The organism is Nocardia alba NBRC 108234 (assembly GCF_001612665.1).
GTDB lineage: Bacteria > Actinomycetota > Actinomycetes > Mycobacteriales > Mycobacteriaceae > Nocardia > Nocardia alba.
Window position 1 is genome coordinate 35829 of record NZ_BDAX01000033.1, and the last position, 18738, is coordinate 54566.

Consider the following 18738-nt stretch of genomic DNA (forward strand, 5'->3'; position numbering starts at 1 on the left):
CACGACCGTGAGGAATTCACGTCCGGGTCCGCGTGGTGGTCCGCCGCATGCGCCGGATCACGGACTGTGCTCGAGGCCGGAAGGTCTCGGACCGAACCGGTTACACGAACCGGGCGCGGTCAGCCGATGGCGTTGAGGCAGACGAGCAGCGTGCGCGCCTGCACGTTGAGGTAATGGCCGTGGCGCAGCAGCTCCGACAACTGTCCGACGGTCACCCACGCGAAACCAGCGGGCGCCTGGTCTGGGATGCTGTCGTCGGCGTCGACCACGACATAGCGGCTCTCCGCGTGCAGGAACCGTCCGCCTTCCTCTGCGTGCACCGCCTCGTAGCGGACTTGCTCGCCGCGCGCGGCGAGCACTGTGTCGAGAAAGGCCGGGCCCGCGCCGTCTGCGTAGTTGTCTGGCACGCACTGGACGGTGGGACCGAGTTCGACAGCGTCGAGGAAACCGCCCTCGGCGCGGGCGTGCACCAGCAGGTGCAGCACACCGCAGAACTGCCGGACGATCAATGCGACGACGCCGATGCCGTGCGGCCGGATAAGCGGCTGTGACCAGCGGCCCACCTCGCGATTGCCCGCCGAGACGTCGACGCCGACGACGGAGAAGTATTTGCCGTCCTCGCGGGCGATCTCGCCGCCGCTGTGCCGCCAGCCCTCAACCTCGCACAGTGGGATGCGATGGGCCTCAATGTCGACGGCCGAGCGGCAGTCGGTGAACCAGCTCATCATCTCCGTCATCGACAATACCGCTCCGGATTCGGTGTCGCGGGATGCGGCGAGCGCGATACGGAACGGGTCACGCAGATCTCCGGTCCACGGTGCTGGTTGCGGCAGACACGACAGCACCGTGCGCGAGTCCATGTTGACGAGGTTATCGCAGCGCATGAGGTCGTAGAGCTGCCCGAGAGTCAGCCAGCAGTAGTCCGCGCCGATCTCGATATCCTCGACGACCTCGACGACCATATTGCGGTTGCTTTTCTGGAAGAACCACGCGCCGTGTTCGGATTGCAGCACGTCGATGATCACCCGGCCCATCGACGGATTTCGAAAGTAGTCGATGTAGCGCACCGACGTGCCGCGGTGTACGCGCGTGTAGTTACTGCGCGTGGCCTGCACGGTGGGCGAGAGCTGCACGCTGCGCGGATTTCCCGGTTCCATCTTCGCTTGCATGAGGCAGTGCAAGACGCCGTCGATCTCCTTGACGAGGATTCCGAGGATTCCGATCTCGTGCTGGTTGATGATCGGCTGATGCCACCGGTCGCCTTCTTCGCCGCGTCGCCGTACCTGCAGGCCCTCGATGACGAAGAACCGTCCACTGCGGTGCACGATATTGCCGGTATCGGCCTGGAAATCCCAGCCGTCGAGCTCCTCGAGCGGGACGTGATCGACGCGGGACGCGCCCGCTTGCGCGCGGTCGGCGAACCACGTGTCGAACTCGCCGTTCTCGGTGATTCCACCGCGGGCGGCGACCGATACGGCCAGCCGCTTGGGCAGCGAGATATCGACCAACGGTTGTAGGTGATGGCTTGGGCGAAAGACGGCGGTCATTGATTTCTCCATCGGCGCCGGGCGGGGTGGTCTGTGACCCAACTGTCGCCGCCTGTACTGGAGTACCACAGGAGTCCACCGATCGCCGTGCGAAGGCCGACACCGTCCCGTCCCCGTGCACCGCCCACCACGACGAATCAGCCTGCACGCAAGGTAGATTCGCGGCTGTGGGCGGTTCCGGATGCTTGAGCGATATCAGGACGCCGACATGTCCGCCTTCGTCAACGACTCGATATAGGGGAGTACCTCAACCGGACTAGGCATCTCGGCAACTGCGGCGGCCAGCGCGCGGGCACGCACGGTGAATTCCGGCTCGCCGAGCAGCCGTCCGGCCGCGTCTACGATATCGCTCGAGCTGAAATTTCCGCCCGGCAACTGGAGCGCGCTGCCATGATCGGCGAGCCGTCGGGCGCTGTCGTACTGTTCGGGCAGCACCTGGGGCAGCAGCAACTGCGGCACCCCTGCCCGTATACCTGCCATGGTGGTTCCGCCGCCGCCGTGGTGCACGATGACATCGCAGACGCCGACCGCCGTTGCGAGCGGCAGCCATCCGGCGGCCACCACGGCGTCGGGCAGCGGCTCGAGTGCAGACAGCGCCTTGTCCTCCACCGCGACAACGAGTTCCACCCCCAATGCAGGCAGAGCCGCGAGCAGTTCCCTGAACAGCGGTAATCCTCGGCCCTGCGGCGCGACAGTGCCGAGAGTCAGTAGCACCCGAGGCCGGTCGCGTGGTGTGGTCAGCCAGGCGGGCAAGGTCGTCGGCGCTTCGAAGGGGATGTAGCGGATTGGGGGTAGGTGCTCGGCATGCGGTGCGCGGACCGGCGCCGGGCACGGATCGAGGTCGAGCGCAGGGCCAGGGATGTCTGCCAGGCCACGCGCGGTGAGCTCGGGGGCGAGTTCATCGGCGCCCCATCGGTCGATGACAGGGTCGAATCCCATCCCGATGCCGTGCCGCACATAGGGGATACCGTGTGTGGCTGCGGATACCGCGGCGGAATAGGCATGCGGTTCGGCGACGACGACATCGGGCCGCAATCGCCGCACGACGTCATCGACGCCCGGCAGAGTCCGAGCGGCGAGCCGGCCGAAACCGCGCCCGACCTGTTCGAGCAGTTCTGGTTCGGTGTCCGCGATGGTGACCGGGCGGCCTGCGCGGTCGGCAAGCATCACCTCTCGCATCGTCATCGGCCCGTATGTGGGGGCGAAATTCAGTCCGGCCGACGCGACCGTGCGCGCATGTCCCTCGGGGGAAGCGCACACCACCTCGTGACCTGCCGCGCGCAGCGCCCACGCCAGCGGCACCAGTGGAAAGAACAGTCCGTAGGACGGTCCGGTGCTGATCAGTACTCGCATCGCCGTCACACCCCGAGCTGCTCGGCGAGCTTGCTGTGGTCGCGGCCGGCCCAGTGTTCGGCGATTCGGCCGCCGTCGAGCCGCAGGATGTGGATCTGGTCGGTTCGTACCAGTTTGCCTGTAGGAGCGATACCGAACAGGTCGCCGAGGTGAGTTCCAGTGAACACGCACCGCAGCACCACTTTGTCGTCCTCGGCGATGATGTCCTCGATCTCGAACGCGAGGTCGGGATAGACCGACCGCAACCATCGCGCGTGGGCCACGACCATGGCCGGGCCGCGCGCCGAACCCGGCCGGGCCTGGTGATCGATGTACTCCGGTGTGTGCATTTGGGCGGCCAGCGGCAGATCGAGTTCGCCGCTGGCCAGCGCGTCGAACGAGGCGAGTACGACCCGTTTGTTCGCGGCCGTCGTGCCAACGTCCGGCGCTGTGGTCGGATCGGCGACGGCGGGATAGCGACGACGGACAGCGCGCTCGAACAGCGCAAGGGTCTCGCCTGGGCTGTCGCCGCCGACCGCGTTGCGGATGACCTCGGCGTCAGGACCGTGACGCCAGAGTTCGAGGTGGGTGAACTCGACGTCGGTGCCTCCCGCGTCGCCGGGGGTGAAGGTGACTACGATCCGGGAGGCGATCTCGTCGTCGTCGACAGGCTGCCAGCGGCCATCGACCCGCCATGTCAGGCTCAGCGAGTGGCCGGGCTCGAAGTGCAGGATCCGGCCCAGGTCGCGCATCTCGCCGCTGGTCGAGATTTCGTACCACCGGCCGCCGACGCGCGGTTCGAAAACGATCCGATCGCGCGGCGCGACCAAGACATCGTGGTCCGGGCACCATTCGGTCGGATGGGAGACGAAGACTTCGAATGCAGCGTTCGGACCGGCGGGCACCCAGACCTGTTTGCGGACGGCCCACTCCTCGGTGTTCTCGGGAGCTGTGCCGTAGGGGGATTCGGTGTGAGACTTCGGAGCGGTCATGTGAACCTCCGGGGATCGGATGGCAGGGGTAGTTGCGACCCTGCCGTGACCCGCTTGACGACGCCTCGAACACCGCGACGCGGTCGACCGTATCTCCAGCGATGTGCGGGAGAGTCGTCATCGAAACACCGGGCGAGCGCGTTCGCCACCGCCTCACCGAGGAGCCACTGTTGACCACCTTGGATTCGCCCGCCGCCTTGACGACGGCCACGCCCTCGACCGGGTGGCCGGACGGACGCGATAACACTACGGGACCCAGGCAGTCGGTATCTACTAGAGTTCCCATCGTGCCCACTCCACAGCCCAGGCATCGTTCGAATCATGTTGTCGCTGAACGGATCAGGGTGCGACTGTGATCCGGGTACTGCTCGTCGAAGACGCTGACCTGATCCGCACCGCCCTGAGCAGTCTGTTACGCGCCGAGGTCGATATCGACGTCGTCGGCGAGGTGGCGCGCGGCGACGAGGCGCTCGACGAGGTCCGCCGACTCGCGCCCGACGTCGCGGTTATAGACATCGATCTGCCGGGACTGGACGGCATCGAGGTGGCGCGACAGATCATGGCCGACATGCCAGCTGTCCGGGTCCTGATGTTGACCACGCACGCCCGCCCCCAGGTGATCCGGCGGGCACTCGCGCAGCGAGTACAGGGTTTCATGCTCAAGGGCGCTCGTGCCGAGGCGCTCGCGGACGGAATCCGTACCGTGGCTGCTGGCGGCCGGTCCGTCGACAGCGAACTTGCGCTGTCGGCGTTGGAGGCCACCAACTGTCCGCTCACCGGTCGCGAGGTGGAGGTGCTACGGGTGGCCTCCCAGGGCACCGGCACCCGAGAGATCGCTCAGTCTCTCGCCCTGTCTCCGGGAACAGTGCGCAACTACCTCGCCTCGACGGTCAGTAAACTGCACGCCCGCAACCGGATCGACGCGATCCGTATCGCGGCCGAGTCCGGTTGGCTGTGAATGTGATTCGGCGCTAAAGCACTGTTCGACTCAAGCGACATTCGATTCGAGCGGCAATGCGATCGGCAGCGGCACGAACGCGTCGATCTTGAACCGGCCCGCCGCCTTCATTCCCCAGGTAAGCTGCCCGCCGATCGTAGCGAGTCGACCCTCGAGGTTGACCAGCCCCGACCCGTCACCGGGCCAGTCGCCTCGGTCCGTGGCGAGACCGTCGTTGCTCAGTGACAGCTCGACACCGTCGTCATCGGCACCGATTCGAAGCAGGCAGTGCCGTGCTGTGCTGTGCCGCAACATATTGGTGACCGCCTCACGCAGTACGATGGCCAAGACGGAGGAGACGTGATCGGGGAGGGTGGCGATATCGATATCGATATCGATATCGGCTTCGATATCTGCCGCGACGAGGGTTGACGCCAGTCCTGCAGCCTCCACCTCTAACGACAACCCGTGGCGCCCACGCGCGACAGCGCGCACATCGATCACCGTCTGCTGGGTGATATCGATTATTTCGCCGAGTTCAGCGTGGGCGCCCGGCGGATCGCCGTGAACCAGCCGCTGGCTCAACTCCGCCTTCAACATGATCGCCGTCAGACGGTAGCCGAACAGATCGTGCAGGTCCTGGGAGAACCGTGTGCGCTCCGCGGCTACTGCGGCCGCAGTTGCGACGGCGCGACCATTCGCGACCACGACGACGAGCCCCGCCAAGCGGGTCAGACCGAACACCACGCCGCCGATCGCCGCGGTCGAAACGGTGGTGTGGGCAATATCGTAGGCCGTCGTGGTCGAATCGCATTGCAGTAGCGCCACGCTCGTGACGACCACGGCGAAACCCGCCGCGCCGATGGACAGCGGGAGCGCGAGCATCAGCGAGCCCGCCAGGAAACCCGGCATCCCGGCATACACCGTGTGAAACCGCAGGATCGGCAGGTAGGTCAGCATTGCCTCGGCCGCCAGCGCCCACACCGCGACCGGCAACCGGGGCGGCGTCTCCAGGCGCCCGAACAGGCCGATCTGGAGCGCCATCACACCGGCGGTGAACAGGACACAGAACCCGCGGTCGACGGGACTGCGGATCTGTGCGCCGATTTCGAGCAGTTCGAGGATGCAGAATCCCGTCAGCACCGCGATGACCACGGTGCGCGCGACAACTGGTGCATCGCCGTCACGCCTGCCCGGGCCACACGAAAACTCGCGCTTCATTGCCATCAGTCCCCACCCCTTGAGTCGAACGTCGACTACTTCTCAAACACGGTCTAGTATCCCGTGATTCTGTTTTGTTGGCATGGGTAGTCTGTGTCTGTGGAGTTGACTGCGGCGCAACTTGAGGAGTTGCGGGACCTGGCGTACTGCCCGGATGTGCCGGCCACCGTGGGTGGTCGGGCGCGAATCGTGTTGTGGCGTGCGGAGAGCCGGTCGAAGATCGAGATCGCGGCGATGGCGGGGGTGTCGCGTCCGACGGTGGACGTGTGGCTGGCACGGTATACGTCCGAAGGCATCGCGGGGCTGATGGACCGCAAGCGCGGCGCTGGTCGTGAGCAGGTGCCGGGCCGGATTCGGGCGCGGATCCTGGCCGCGACCCAGTCCGCGCCGCCGGAAGGGTTGTCGCACTGGTCGTCCCGGGAGATGTCGAAGTTCATCGCCCGAACCGAGAAGGTCGCCGTGTCGCACCATTATGTGGCCAAGCTGTGGCGCGAGTCCGGGTTGACGCCACACCGCCAGGGCGCGTTCAAGCTGTCTCGCGACCCGGAGTTCGCCGCAAAGGTCATCGATATCGTCGGGCTCTACCTGGATCCACCCGGTGGCGCGGCAGTGCTCAGCGTCGACGAGAAGGCACAGATCCAGGCTCTGAACCGCATGCAGCCGTTGCTGCCGATCGACTTCGGGATGACCGAGAAACGCACTCACGACTACGTCCGACACGGCACCACGAGCCTGTTCGCCGCGCTCACCGTCGGCAGCGGCGAGGTACTCGGCGACTGCCGGCCAACCCGCGACGGCGCGGAGTTCCTGGCATTTCTGAAGAAGGCGGTGAAACCGTATGCGGGCAAGGAGATTCATGTCGTACTGGACAACCTGTCCACTCGCACCACCCTCGACGTGCGGACATGGTTGGACGAAAACCCTTATGTGACATTACATTTCACCCCCACTTGCTCGTCGTGGATGAGCATGGTCGAAACCTGGTTCGGCCTGATCACCCTCAATAGATCAGCCGCGGCGCCTTAACCTCTGCGAAAATGCTGATCACACAGATCTGCGACTACATCACCCACTGGAACGCCACCGTCAGCCCGTTCGAAGGACCGCCACAGCCAGCGAGATCCTGGACACGGTCGCTCTCCCGGACCGATATCCGAAACTCGTCTACAACAGCGCCAAGTAAATAAAACAGAATCACGAGATACCAGCCAACAACTTCTATTCCGGTACACGTCGAATCAGTGAGATCCACGCTCGCGTACCGGATCTTCTCGTATGCCGGTTGGATTGTCGATTCGGATCTCGGGCGGCCGCGAGGGCGAAAGCCGGAAATCCTACTGGGACAGCACCGAGACAGGGCTTTCCCAATCGATGTGGTGCCGGTGGGTCCACATGGGCTCCGGGTCCCTGCCGAACTTCTTGCTGATGAGCAGATCTCGGATCCGGCTGCCGAACGGGCCTGCGGTATTACCTTTGATGTTGCGACGACCTTGCGCGACGATGGCTTCGGCCCGCGGTCTCCGCAGTGATTCGTAGGTGTGCAGAGCCGATGCGATCGAGGTCTCGTCGCGAACGCATTTCGCCAAGGTTATGGCGTCTTCCATGGCCAGCGACGCCCCCGACCCCGACGTCGGGGAGGCGGCGTGGGCCGCATCCCCGACGAGCACGATATTTCCGCGGTGCCAGCGGGCGACCTTGGGAAGATCGCAATTGGTGAAGGGGGCCGGTAGGTCAGGCGTGGCGGCGATGATGTCCTTGACAGGGGACGCGTCGCCCTCGACCAGTCCGAGCATCTCCGCGCGCCATTGTTCGCCGCCGTAGAGGTTCTCGGAGAACGGCCTTTCCGATCGGGGCGGATTGGCGTACCAGTACAGGCCACCGGTGGGCGCCTGGGTGTACATGAAGAAACATTTGCGGTTGAAGAACATCCGGATGACGCCCGGCGCATCGGTAAGCGGATAGTCCGGGATATATCCCCACGCGTTGAGAACTCCCAGATAGCGAGGTGCGTCGACCAGTGGGTCGATGATCTGACGGACGCTCGAGTAGAGGCCGTCGGCTCCGACGAGCAGGTCGGCGCGTAGTGCGGTCCCGTCGATGAACGATGCGGTGACGCCCGAGTCGTCGGTCTCGGCACCCGCTAGCGCTTTGCCGTAGTGGACGGGTATTCCCCGTGATTCGGCCTCCTCGCGCAGCGCGGTGTACAGGTCGGCACGGTTCAGGGTGGTGTTTCCCTTCCCGGTGCCGCGGTCGAACGGGATGTCCCGAGTGAGGCGACGGCCGTCGTGGCGATAGAACGCCATCGCCGGAGTGTGGAAGCCTACGGCGCGGACCAGGTCACCGAGCCCCAGGCAGTCGATGGCATCAATACCGTTGGGGGCGATGTTCATGAAAGATCCGACGCCGTCGGCCGATCGGTGGTGGCGCTCGACGATCTGAACGTCGTATCCGGCTTTGGCGAGGGCGATCGCGGCCACAGGGCCTGCGATTCCGCCGCCGACGATGAGGGCGGTAGGCATGATTCGATTCCGTTCCGGGAGTGCGAATGCTAAGTGATGCTGCCGACGTAGGCAGTTGTGGCTTTGGTGAAATTCAGAGCGGCGTGGGAGACGGCCACGGTCACATCGCGCCAGAGACGTTGAGTGTCGGTGTGTTCAGCCAGGTCCGCGGTGCCGATGATGGGTAGCAGCGTCGCCATGGCCTCGCGTAGCAGCGTGGCCGCGTACGCGGCTCGCTGGGCGTTCACGGCTGCGCGATCGCGGCCTGATCCGGCGTCGAGGTCGGAGGTGATGGCGTTCATCACCTGGCGCGTCGCGTCGATCGCGGCTGCCGCGTGTCCCAACGCCAGGCTGACCGATTCGGGGACGGGCTTGTCGGCGGCGCGGGCCTGCCCAACCGTCCGTCGGGTGAGTAGGCGAGCCAATTCGTCCGCCGCGCCGTACGCGGGGGCTAGAAAGGTCAGTCCTCCTAGGGCCATCAGCGGAGTGCTGTGCGCGGGCCCGGCCGGGGAACTCGGCGAGGCCGCGCCCGTGAGGATCGGCAGGTGCGCGGTGGCGCGGTGGGCAGGTACTTCCAGGGTGTCGATGTTGACGGTGTGGCTCGCGGTGGCACGCATTCCGAGCGCGTTCCAGGTGGATCGAACTGTGATCTGCCTGCGCGGAACGGCGAACAGGTACGGCACGGTGGTGGACTGCTGGGTCATCGCGACCAGTAGAACCCACTGCGCCGATTCGACGCCGCTGACATGTTTCCAGGTGCCGGAGAGTCGGTAATCGCCGGTGTCGGTCAGTTCGGCGTGCCCAGCGGGGACGAGTCCAGAAGCGATGAGCGCGGTATTCGCATCACCCCAGATCTCGTCCTGGCCCTGTTGGGGCAGGAAGCCTGCGAATCGTGCGTTGTACGCGGCTACCGCGGCCAGCCAGGCGGTGGCCGGGCAGGCGTGAGCCAGATCGGAGATGGTCCGGGTGATACTCGTGAAGTCACCCGGACCGCCGCCGTAACGGGGGCCGATGAAGTGGGCAGGAATGGCGCTGCTGTGGAGAGCCTCGACGACAGTCGAATGCAGATATCCGCTGCGGTCTGCCTCGGCGGCGTGCCGGGCGGCTCGATCGAGAAGTGTCGTGTTGGTTTGAGTGTGGTCTTCCGTGGAAAGGTTCGCCGTCATGACCTGCGCCTCCTGTGGACCGACTGTCGAGAAGACCAGGATCGCCGGAGCCGGTGGATCAACGCTCAACTTTCGCTACACATGTACCGGCGGACTACCGCGACTGGATACACAGCAAGGTGGGTGAGACCGGGCCGGAGCCCGATCTCACCCACCGCGGAACGACCGCCTATCGGCAGGGCTCATCCCCAGCTGTTGGCCGCCTTACGTGGCATCAGGAAGACGATCAAGCCCGCCACCAGCAGACATGCCGCACTGGCGGGCATCGTCCACCTGGTGTCATCGATGAAACTCTGCGGGCCGCCCGCCGAGGCGAGGTCACCGACGAACGCGAACCACACGGTACCCATGACGGCGACGCCGACGGCGCTGCCGAGCTGCTGCACGGCGGTGATCACACCACCGGCGGAGCCCGCCTCCGCCGGATCAACCCCGGCGACGACGATCGTATAGAACGGCGCCATGGCGAGCGCCATACCCGCACCGAACAACGCGAGGCCCGGAGCGAGGACGAAACCCGAGAAGTCCGGTTCGACCGTGGCGAGTAGGACGCCGAGGACTGTCACGCCCGACAGCATGACGAGGATGCCGACGTGGATCAGCTTGCGACCGAACTTGGTAGCCAGACCCGCACGGGCGGCCAGAAATCCTATCAGCGATCCGATGGCCTGCGGCACCATCGTGACGCCGGTGTGCCACGCAGTGTATCCGAGTCCGATCTGGAGGAACGCACTGATGATCAGTGAGAATCCGGTGACCGACGTATACAGCAGCAGTCCGACCACCATGCCACCGGAGAACGAGCGCTTCGCAAACAGCGATGGCACGATCAGCGGTTCGCCGCCGCGAGCCTGTACCCGCCGTTCCCACCAGGCGAACACCACGAAGCCGAGGCAACCTGCGGCCATCGCGATGAATGTCCAGGCGGGCCAGCCTTCTTCGCGCCCTTGTACGATGGGGAACACCAGCAGCAGCGCCGAGACGGCAACGAGCATGGTGCCGACGAGGTCGAGTCGGCCGGCGGTACTGAGCTGTTTGCGTGGGAGGAAGGCCACGGCCCCGGCGATCGCGAGTACGCCAAGAGGCACGTTGATGAGGAAGATCATCCGCCAGCCGGTGCCCCACAGATCGGCCGAGATCAGGAATCCGGCGAGGATTGGCCCCGAGATAGTAGCGATTCCCAACGTCGGGCCCATGACACCGAAGGCCGCGGGCATCTCCTTGGGCGGGAACGCCTCCTTGATCATGCCCATGCCCTGCGGCAGCATCGCCGCCCCGAACAGGCCCTGGAGCACACGGAATACCACCAGCGCGGTCGGATCCTGCGCGACGCCGCACAAGACGGACGCCAAGGTGAAACCCGCGACGCCGACGATGAATACCCGCCGTCTGCCGAAGATATCGCCGATGCGGCCGCCAATGATCAGCCCGCTTGCCAGAGCGAGGGTGTAGCCCGCCCCGAGCCACTGAACGAGGTCGGTGCCCGCGTTCAGGTCTTTCTGGATAGGCGGGCCGGCGACGTTGGTGACCAGTGCGTCGATGACATCGATCACGGTCGCAAGCACAACAGTAGCCAGGGCCCACCACCGCCATTTGTAGAGCGGTCCCTGCGGCGCCCCCCAGCCGCCTGCCGTCGGCGCCCATTCGCGGGCGCCGAGTACCGCGGGTTCGGTGGGTTCGGTGGATTCGGTGGCGTTACCGGTCCATGTCGTCATCGTTGCCTCCTTATCTGGTCGGATTCAGCGCTCGTAGTCGGCGCAGGACCCGACGAGACGGTGTGTCGTGGTCGGTCCGTGGGCCGCCACCAACCCTGTGATAGACATGAATCATGTCTATCACAGGTTGGGTAGAACCGATAGCGGCAAACGTTGTCGACTCAGCGCCCGTCCGATCCCGACAGATGCCGACCTTGTTCCAACAGGGTCAACAAGTAGCCGCCATAGCCTGACTTCACCAATTGTTCACCGCGCTTGCGCAATTGATCATCGGTGATGAAACCTTGCCGCCACGCGACCTCCTCTGGCACCCCGATCTTGAGCCCCTGGCGTTGTTCGATGGTCCGGACGAAATTGCCCGCCTCCAACAAGGAATCGAAGGTGCCGGTATCGAGCCATGCAGTCCCGCGTGGCAGTACCTGCACGCGGAGTCGGCCGGCCGAGAGATAGGCCCGATTGACATCGGTGATCTCGTATTCGCCACGGTCCGACGGTTTCAGCTCACGAGCGATGGAGACCACGTCGTTGTCGTAGAAATAGAGCCCAGGCACCGCGAAGCTCGATCGAGGCGACATCGGTTTCTCCTCCAGCGAGAGCACTCTGCCCTCGGCATCGAACTCGATCACGCCGTAGGCCGAGGGATTCGACACCCGGTACGCGAAAACAGCGCCACCGCTGATCGTGCCGAACCGGCCGAGCTGACTGCCGAGTCCCGGACCGTAGAAAATGTTGTCGCCCAAGGCCAATGCCGCGGAGTGAGCGCCTATGTGCGCCGCACCGACCACGAAGGCCTGCGCCAGACCATTCGGCTCGTGCTGCATCCGGTAGGTGACCGAGATGCCGAATTGCGAACCATCACCCAGCAACCGAGCGAAGGCATCGGCGTCGTCGGGTCGGGTGATCACCAGGATGTCGCGAATACCGGCGAGCATCAGAGTTGTCAGCGGATAATAGATCATCGGTTTGTCGTACACCGGAACCAGTTGCTTGCTCACGCCGACGGTGATCGGATGCAACCTCGATCCGGTGCCACCGGCCAAAATTATTCCGCGCATGGAAATGACTGTCTAGCAGTATAATCGAGCATTACTGGAACCTATTTGGCTGGCTCGGGTCTTCAGACCACGAAACGATGGGCGATCCGATCGACCTGATCGAGCAGCTCCGCGAGCCGGATCGATGCCGCGGTATCCGGGCCGAGGTCCACGCGGCGGCGCACAGCCGCACAGAACCGGCGGACGGTGTTGTGGAACTGCCGATCCGGCGCAAGCGAGAGCGTGGACGGGCCGTCGCCGCCAACGAGATCGAGGACGGGAACGTGGTTGTCCGGAGGCGTGAACGCTCGAGACAGTGTCAGGTGTCCGGTGGTGCCGAACAGACTGTACTCACAGCGGTAGGACTGCTCCATTCCGAAACTCAGCTGACCGCCGACGCCCGCGGGATCCGAGACCAGCACTGAGCCCGAAATCACCGCGCCAGTCGCACGTGAGACACGCAGCACCGCACTGTGCACCTCGACCTCCGAGCCGAGGTGCAGCAGCGCCGCGCGCAGCGGATAGACACCGATATCAACGAGTGCACCACCACCTAGATCCGGCCGATGCCGGATATCGCCCTGCGGAGGGGGTGGGATGGTGAACGCGGAGGCGAACGACACCAGCGAGCCGATAGTCCCCGATCTGAGGAGTTCACCGATCCGCGCGTGCTGCGAGTGATGAAGAAAAGTAAACGATTCCAGCACGACGACACCCCTGTCGGCCGCCAGCCCGAATATCCGTGAAGTCTCGGCGGCATTCGTCGTCATCGGCTTCTCGACCAGCACGTGCTTACCCGACTCCACCGCCGCCTCGATCCAGCGGGCATGCAGCATCGCAGGTAACGGGATGTAGACAGCGTCTACATCGTGACGGGCCAGCAGAGTGTCGTAGCCCTGCACCGCGATCCCGCCTACACGCTCGGTCAGCGCGCGCGCCCGGTCGCCGTCGCGGCTGGCCACGACGGCGAGTTCGGCATCTGGTTCGGCAAGCAGGGCCGGAATCATCTTGCGGATGGCGACATCGGAGCACCCGAGCACGCCGAACCGAACTGGAGAGCCCACGACATCGAATGTCACGGCGCCGCCGCGAGATTCGCCGCCACACAGGCCTCCCACGTCGGAAGTATCCCAAGCGTCATGGCCTCGCGCAGTGTCGGTGCGGCGGCGTCCTTGTCCGAGCGAATCGGGTCGCGGGACAAATTCCAGGGAATACCGATCTCAGGATCGAGGGCGTCGATATCCAACATCGTGCCGTGGACATACTCCTGCGAACACAGGTAGAGCATCGCCGTGTCGTCGGCGAGTGCAGTGTAGGCGTGCCCGATCCCGGCCCCCATGAAGATTCCGGTACCCGACGCGGCATCCTGCCGAGTGACAGTGAACTTCCCGAATGTCGGCGAGCCGACCCGCAGATCGACAGCGACATCCAGGACCGCACCCCGCACACAGGTCACGAGCTTGTCCATACCAGGCGGCACGATCGTGGTGTGTATTCCGCGCAGTGTGTCCTTGTGCGAGGTCGTGACATTGACCTGCCGCACGTCGAACCGATGAGCCACCGCGCGCTCTAGTTCCTCTCGGCGCCACGCCTCGTGGAACCGACCACGTCGGTCGGGGATGGGCTCGGGGTGCAGGCGAACAACCCCAGCCAGTTCGGTCTCTTCGATACGCATTGCGAGTCTCCTCGGTCGAGCCACCAAGGGCGGGAGTTGTTGTCGTTGGTCATTCGGCGGGACGTAGGTCGACGAGTACCTGACCGCGGCAGCGTCCCGCCACCAGCTCCCGCAGCGCCTCCGGAGCGGCGCCCGGTCCTCCGCGAACGGCGGTGTAAGGGAAGGTGATGGTGCCGTCGCGCAGCCAATCGCCGAACCGCTCCTGCCACGCCCGCGCGGTGGCGGGGGCATAGGAAGTGCTGAAAGGCCGGATCTCCAACTCGTTCCTGATCGCGAATCCCAGCGGCAACATGGGATCACGCTGCGACAGCACACCGCACAGCGCGAGACGGGCACGAGGCGCGCTCGCCCGTATCGCGTCCTCGAGCTGAGGACCGCCCACATTGTCGAACACAACATCGACGCCGTCCGGGGCGAATTCCCGGAGGTGGTCGAACACGCGGCCGTCGTGGCGATCGAACGCGGCGTCGAAACCGAGTTCTTCGGTCAACCAAGCGACCTTGTCGGCCGAACCGGCACTGCCGATGACCTTCTTCGCGCCACAAGCCCGGGCGATCTGACCCGCGAGACTGCCCACCCCGCCCGCCGCGCTGGTGATGAATACGGTGTCGCCCGCACCCACCCGCGCCATCTCGACCATCCCGCGGTACGCGGTCGGTCCCTGGCTCAGAAAATACTCTGACGAAGGCAGCAGGCCACGCTCGAGCGCGGCGAACCCCGCGGCCGGTCCGGTCGCGTACTGCCGCCAACCCTGCCGGTGATATACCAGGTCACCCACCGCGAAGGCGTCGCTTCCCGTGGCCTCGACGGTGCCCACGGTGAGCGCCCACGGCACCCTGCCGATCTCGAAGCGCGGCATCGGCAGATCGCTGTTCGAGGTCTCGACAACAAGGTCGCGCATGGCGGCGGCCAGTAGCATCCACTCGTTGCGGACGAGGATCGCGCCCTCGTCCGGGTCGGGTACGTCGACCTCGACCACCTCGAAGGTGTCTTCGCGCAACATGTCGTCGGCCGGGCGGGACGCCAGACGCACCTCGACACCGGTGCGAACGATGGAACTGACACTCATGCGGATCTCCGATCTATGGTGGTGCTATTTGTTGTCGGTCGCGGATCAATGAGCAGGTGACCTTCGACTCGCAGAGCGCGGGCCACGTCGTCGAGCGCGGCCAATGAAGCCTCCGGGCCATCGAGGTTCTCCGGCAGCATGGCGAACGCGAGCGAGCGGCGGGAACGGACCGCCGGGGTGCGATGGGCGAGCGAGGTGAGCGTGCGGCCCGGGCCCGCCTCGACCAGCAGCGCGTCACCGTGTTCGAGCAATGCCCGCAACGCAGGACCGAAGCGCACCGTCGACATGACCTGACTGCCCCAGAAGGCGGGGTCGACGGCGTGCTCCTGGCTGAGGAGTCCGGCCGTATAACCCGACCACAGTCGGCCGTCGTGCGGTCGCAGTGAGATCCGCGCCAGCGCGGCGGTGTTGGCGGCGGCAGCGGTGGCCATCGCTGGACTGTGGAATGGGCGGTTCGATCCGATGGCACGCACGGCGAAACCTGCCGCGCGCAAGACACCTACCGCCTCGGCGAGCGGGGCGGTGGGGCCCGCGAGCATGGTCTGCCGCGCCGCGTTCACTGCGGCCACCGCGACATCGCGCGGCAGCAAACCCTCGAGTTCGGCCGTCGACGCGGCCACCGCGATCATCCCACCCGCAGGCATATCCCCGGCGCGGCCGACACCACCCGCGACGAGGGCGGCGGCGGTGTCGAGATCGAACACACCGGTGAGCACCGCGGCCACCACCTCACCCGCGCTGTGGCCGAGCAGGGCGGCAGGTCGCACACCCCAACTCTCGACCACCTTCGCCATCGCGTGGTCGATCGCGAACAGCAGCGGCTGGGCACGACGGATGTCGTGGATATCCGTGCTCGCCTCCGTAGGGCGAATCCAATCCGCGTGCACTTGTTCACCGAATGTGCCCCAGCGGATCAGCACGTCGTCCATAGCTGCGGTGAAGACGGGGTGGTGGCCGTAGAGGCCGAGGCCCATCCCCACGAATTGCGCGCCCTGGCCAGGCAACAGCAGCACGACGGGGCGCGGGGCGCGGGAGTTAAGAGATGTGGACGACTCGGACACGACGGTGTTCTCCTCGGGTCGGGGTCAGCTGACCGGGGTGGTACCGACCGACAAAACGCTCGGCGGCTGGAAGAACGCTCGACTCGGCCTGGACGCCCGGCGTGTCGCCGGTAGCCGAGTGAACGGGCGGGGTGGGCGGATCACCAGATCGCGGCAGTGCCATCAGCGCCACGGGACCGCGACTACGTTGTAGTCGGTATCGGGCGTACGTGGACTGCGGAAACGAGCATTGGTCAGGTAGAGCGTGCCGTCGCGTTCGGCGACAGCGGTGGGAACGTCGAATCGCGGGTCGGTGATCATCGCGCGGACCTCGCCTCGACGCCCTGCGGCGTCGAGATCGACGACCGCTACCGCGTTCCGGAAGCCGAGTGCCACGAACAAGGTGTTGTCGCGGCGCGACAAACCGTCGCCGCCTGTCAGATCGCCGCGCAGTTCGACGCGTTCGGCCGCACCCGTGAACGGATCGACACGATGCAACGCTCCGGTGCCCGCGTGCAACAGCAACACATCGCCGTCATCGAGACCGGCGGCGATACCGCAGACGTTGTAACCATCGCCGTATTCGAGGGAATCCGGCAGCGGCACCACATCGACGTAATCGGCGGGCATACCGTCTTTCCCGAGCGGTAGCCGGTACAGCACCGGAACCCGAGCGTCGGTGAACACCGCTGCTGTCGGTGTCAGCGCGACGTCGGCGACGAGCGAGTCCGTCGCGGCGGCAACCCGCAGCCGGCGCAGTTGCGCGCCCGTGCCGATATCGACGACACGCACCTCACCAGAGAAGGCTCCCGCGACGAACAGTCTGCCTGAGGCGTCGAGAGCGAGTCCGCCCGCGGCGGTCCCCGTGGCGGAGGCGACGGTGCGCGAAGCACCGCAACGCAGGTCGAAGCCGAGCACACGACCGTCGGCGAGTGAGCTGACGAAAATTTCCGGACCGGCACCGATGACGATGCTCTCGGGCGCGAAACCCGCTGGGAGGGCGAAAGTTCTAGCAGACACGGGCAGGTCCTCTCGGCCGCGGGACGCACGGTCGTCGGCATCGGTGAAATGATCGGTCCGCTTCTTCGGTCGGATTCCGGCAGGCCGGTGGACAATTCGCCTGTCGAGCATCGCTGTCAGTGCTGGAGATCCACTCGACTCGCCGTGGCAAGCTTGGCGTGTGACGACTCGGACCATCGACCTCCGTTCCCTCGGCCGCGCGACACTCGCTCGACAAGGTCTGCTCGAGCGGCGACCCGGTGCGGTCGAACCGGTGGTAGCAGCGGTCCTCGGACTCCAGTCACAGCTGCCCGACGCGCCCTACCTTGCCCTGGCGGCACGGCTGGACGGGTTCGACTTCGCCCACCTCACCGGCGCGCTGAACGAACACACCGTGGTGCGTTCCACCCTGATGCGCGGAACATTGCACCTGGTCACCGCCGATGATTTCCGCTGGCTGCGACCCACCGTCCAACCCGCGATCGAGCGGGTGTTCCGTTCCGGGTTCACCAAACGACTCGGTGGCGCCGATGTGGAGGCCGTCCTCACCGCAGCGGACGAGTTGCTCGCCGAGCGGGCGCTGACGCATGCCGACCTCAAGGCCGCGCTGGGGGAGCGGTTCGGTCACGACGACCCCGCCGCACTCGCCTATACCGTGCAATACCGCCGAATGTTGGTGCATATGCCGCCCGCCGGGCAGTGGGCTCGCGGCGGCAGGGTGTACGCGAGACCAGCCGACAACGTGATCGGCACGCTGTCGAGCGCCGACCCTGTCGAATTGATCCGTCGACACCTGCGCGCGTTCGGTCCCGCGACCGCGCGGGACGTGCAGGCGTGGTCCGGACTCTCCGGGCTCGACGATATCGCGGCCCAGATGTCGGATGAGGTCGAATGGTTCGACGGTCCCGACGGACAGCGACTGCTCGATCTGTCGGGGCTCGCACGCCCCGACGCTGACGTACCCGCACCGGTGCGCTTACTTCCGGAATTCGATTCGCTGCTGCTCGCTCATCACGATCGCCGCCGAGTGATGACCGACGAGGTTCGGGCGCGGGTGTGCGTGGGGTCGGCGGTGGCCGCCACCGTCCTGGTCGACGGCGTGGTCGACGGGATATGGACCTGGGCCCGCCGCCGCGGCGGTATCGAGGTACGGCCGCTGCGCCGGTGGTCGAAAGCGGTGAGAGCCTGCGTCGAGGCCGAAGGAGCACGGCTGCTCGAGCTGGCGGGCACCCCACAGTACGACCTCACGATCGGCGAGCCGGACTGAACCTGGCCGACCGCGGGGATCCTTCGCGCCGGTTCCGGCTCGCTGCGGTTGGGCGCATCGGGCGGTGAGGTGAATATTGCTGTCGGCGTGACCTTTCCGATGCGGTCAACCGCTAACTCGCGGCACAATTCAGGACGAACCGCTCAATACGGATTCTCGTCCCGATGCTCGCTCACGTTGTGCCGGAACGTATTTCGAGTTCGGTCCACTGCAACTGTCAGTCGGCACCGGTACAGTCGACGCGGC

Annotated in this window: 16 protein-coding genes; 3 read left to right on the top strand and 13 right to left on the bottom strand. The window is 65.7% G+C overall.

Annotation, left to right across the window (positions count from 1 at the left end; translation table 11 throughout):
* Positions 1-119: 119 nt before the first annotated feature.
* The 3 genes from NA12_RS28430 to NA12_RS28440 form a co-directional block, all read right to left on the bottom strand.
* A complete protein-coding gene (locus tag NA12_RS28430; RefSeq protein WP_067458193.1) occupies positions 120-1547 on the bottom strand; it encodes an NDP-hexose 2,3-dehydratase family protein in 1428 nt (475 codons plus the stop codon).
* 195 nt (positions 1548-1742) lie between these two features.
* Positions 1743-2900 (bottom strand): nucleotide disphospho-sugar-binding domain-containing protein, encoded by a 1158-nt coding sequence (locus NA12_RS28435; RefSeq protein WP_132370337.1) that lies wholly within the window; start codon positions 2898-2900, stop codon positions 1743-1745.
* 5 nt (positions 2901-2905) lie between these two features.
* Positions 2906-3871 carry an ester cyclase gene (locus tag NA12_RS28440; protein WP_067458198.1) on the bottom strand — a complete coding sequence of 322 codons (966 nt, stop codon included), beginning with the start codon at positions 3869-3871 and terminating at the stop codon, positions 2906-2908.
* A gap of 352 nt (positions 3872-4223) precedes the next feature.
* Here NA12_RS28440 and NA12_RS28445 point away from each other — a divergent pair, with 352 nt between their 5' ends.
* Positions 4224-4829, top strand: coding sequence for a response regulator transcription factor (locus NA12_RS28445; RefSeq protein ID WP_067458201.1), 606 nt, complete (start codon positions 4224-4226; stop codon positions 4827-4829).
* A 30-nt stretch (positions 4830-4859) separates the two neighbouring features.
* On the opposite strand, the gene NA12_RS28450 is transcribed toward NA12_RS28445, so the two are convergent.
* A complete protein-coding gene (locus NA12_RS28450; RefSeq protein WP_067458204.1) occupies positions 4860-6029 on the bottom strand; it encodes a sensor histidine kinase in 1170 nt (389 codons plus the stop codon).
* A gap of 99 nt (positions 6030-6128) precedes the next feature.
* Here NA12_RS28450 and NA12_RS28455 point away from each other — a divergent pair, with 99 nt between their 5' ends.
* Positions 6129-7055: an IS630 family transposase gene (locus NA12_RS28455; RefSeq protein WP_165914878.1), complete on the top strand. Its 927-nt coding sequence runs from the start codon at positions 6129-6131 to the stop codon at positions 7053-7055.
* Between the two features lie 308 nt (positions 7056-7363).
* Here NA12_RS28455 and NA12_RS28460 read toward each other — a convergent pair whose 3' ends face one another.
* The 9 genes from NA12_RS28460 to NA12_RS28500 all read right to left on the bottom strand — a co-directional run bounded on the left by NA12_RS28460 (position 7364) and on the right by NA12_RS28500 (position 17246).
* The gene (locus tag NA12_RS28460; protein WP_067458207.1) at positions 7364-8548 is read right to left on the bottom strand and encodes an FAD-dependent oxidoreductase; all 1185 of its coding nucleotides are present in this window, start codon (positions 8546-8548) and stop codon (positions 7364-7366) included.
* Positions 8549-8577: 29 nt separating this feature from the next.
* Entirely contained in the window at positions 8578-9693 is a 1116-nt protein-coding gene (locus NA12_RS28465; protein WP_067458210.1) for an acyl-CoA dehydrogenase family protein, read from the bottom strand.
* Positions 9694-9875: 182 nt separating this feature from the next.
* A complete protein-coding gene (locus NA12_RS28470; RefSeq protein WP_084473173.1) occupies positions 9876-11408 on the bottom strand; it encodes an MFS transporter in 1533 nt (510 codons plus the stop codon).
* A gap of 161 nt (positions 11409-11569) precedes the next feature.
* Complete coding sequence (rfbA, locus tag NA12_RS28475; protein ID WP_067458213.1) at positions 11570-12463, bottom strand: glucose-1-phosphate thymidylyltransferase RfbA; 894 nt, start codon at positions 12461-12463, stop codon at positions 11570-11572.
* Between the two features lie 62 nt (positions 12464-12525).
* A complete protein-coding gene (locus NA12_RS28480) occupies positions 12526-13506 on the bottom strand; it encodes a Gfo/Idh/MocA family protein (protein WP_207905676.1) in 981 nt (326 codons plus the stop codon).
* A gap of 11 nt (positions 13507-13517) precedes the next feature.
* The gene (locus tag NA12_RS28485; protein ID WP_067458216.1) at positions 13518-14117 is read right to left on the bottom strand and encodes a dTDP-4-dehydrorhamnose 3,5-epimerase family protein; all 600 of its coding nucleotides are present in this window, start codon (positions 14115-14117) and stop codon (positions 13518-13520) included.
* Positions 14118-14166: 49 nt separating this feature from the next.
* On the bottom strand, positions 14167-15186 hold the full coding sequence (locus NA12_RS28490) for an MDR family NADP-dependent oxidoreductase (RefSeq protein ID WP_067458219.1): 1020 nt from the start codon (positions 15184-15186) through the stop codon (positions 14167-14169).
* Entirely contained in the window at positions 15183-16199 is a 1017-nt protein-coding gene (locus NA12_RS28495) for an acyltransferase domain-containing protein (protein WP_132370341.1), read from the bottom strand. Before NA12_RS28495 ends, NA12_RS28490 begins: the two co-directional genes overlap by 4 nt.
* A gap of 210 nt (positions 16200-16409) precedes the next feature.
* On the bottom strand, positions 16410-17246 hold the full coding sequence (locus tag NA12_RS28500) for an NHL repeat-containing protein (RefSeq protein ID WP_132370343.1): 837 nt from the start codon (positions 17244-17246) through the stop codon (positions 16410-16412).
* Between the two features lie 160 nt (positions 17247-17406).
* On the opposite strand from NA12_RS28500, the gene NA12_RS28505 reads away from it, so the two are divergent.
* Entirely contained in the window at positions 17407-18492 is a 1086-nt protein-coding gene (locus tag NA12_RS28505; RefSeq protein ID WP_165914879.1) for a winged helix DNA-binding domain-containing protein, read from the top strand.
* Positions 18493-18738 lie beyond the last annotated feature (246 nt).

Coding starts and splice junctions, on each gene's coding strand:
- NA12_RS28430 (WP_067458193.1), bottom strand. CDS start 1,547: ATGACCGCCGTCTTTCGCCCAAGCCATCACCTACAACCGTTGGTCGAT.
- NA12_RS28485 (WP_067458216.1), bottom strand. CDS start 14,117: ATGCGTATCGAAGAGACCGAACTGGCTGGGGTTGTTCGCCTGCACCCC.
- NA12_RS28440 (WP_067458198.1), bottom strand. CDS start 3,871: ATGACCGCTCCGAAGTCTCACACCGAATCCCCCTACGGCACAGCTCCC.
- NA12_RS28450 (WP_067458204.1), bottom strand. CDS start 6,029: ATGAAGCGCGAGTTTTCGTGTGGCCCGGGCAGGCGTGACGGCGATGCA.
- NA12_RS28435 (WP_132370337.1), bottom strand. CDS start 2,900: ATGCGAGTACTGATCAGCACCGGACCGTCCTACGGACTGTTCTTTCCA.
- NA12_RS28470 (WP_084473173.1), bottom strand. CDS start 11,408: ATGACGACATGGACCGGTAACGCCACCGAATCCACCGAACCCACCGAA.
- NA12_RS28460 (WP_067458207.1), bottom strand. CDS start 8,548: ATGCCTACCGCCCTCATCGTCGGCGGCGGAATCGCAGGCCCTGTGGCC.
- rfbA (WP_067458213.1), bottom strand. CDS start 12,463: ATGCGCGGAATAATTTTGGCCGGTGGCACCGGATCGAGGTTGCATCCG.
- NA12_RS28490 (WP_067458219.1), bottom strand. CDS start 15,186: ATGAGTGTCAGTTCCATCGTTCGCACCGGTGTCGAGGTGCGTCTGGCG.
- NA12_RS28465 (WP_067458210.1), bottom strand. CDS start 9,693: ATGACGGCGAACCTTTCCACGGAAGACCACACTCAAACCAACACGACA.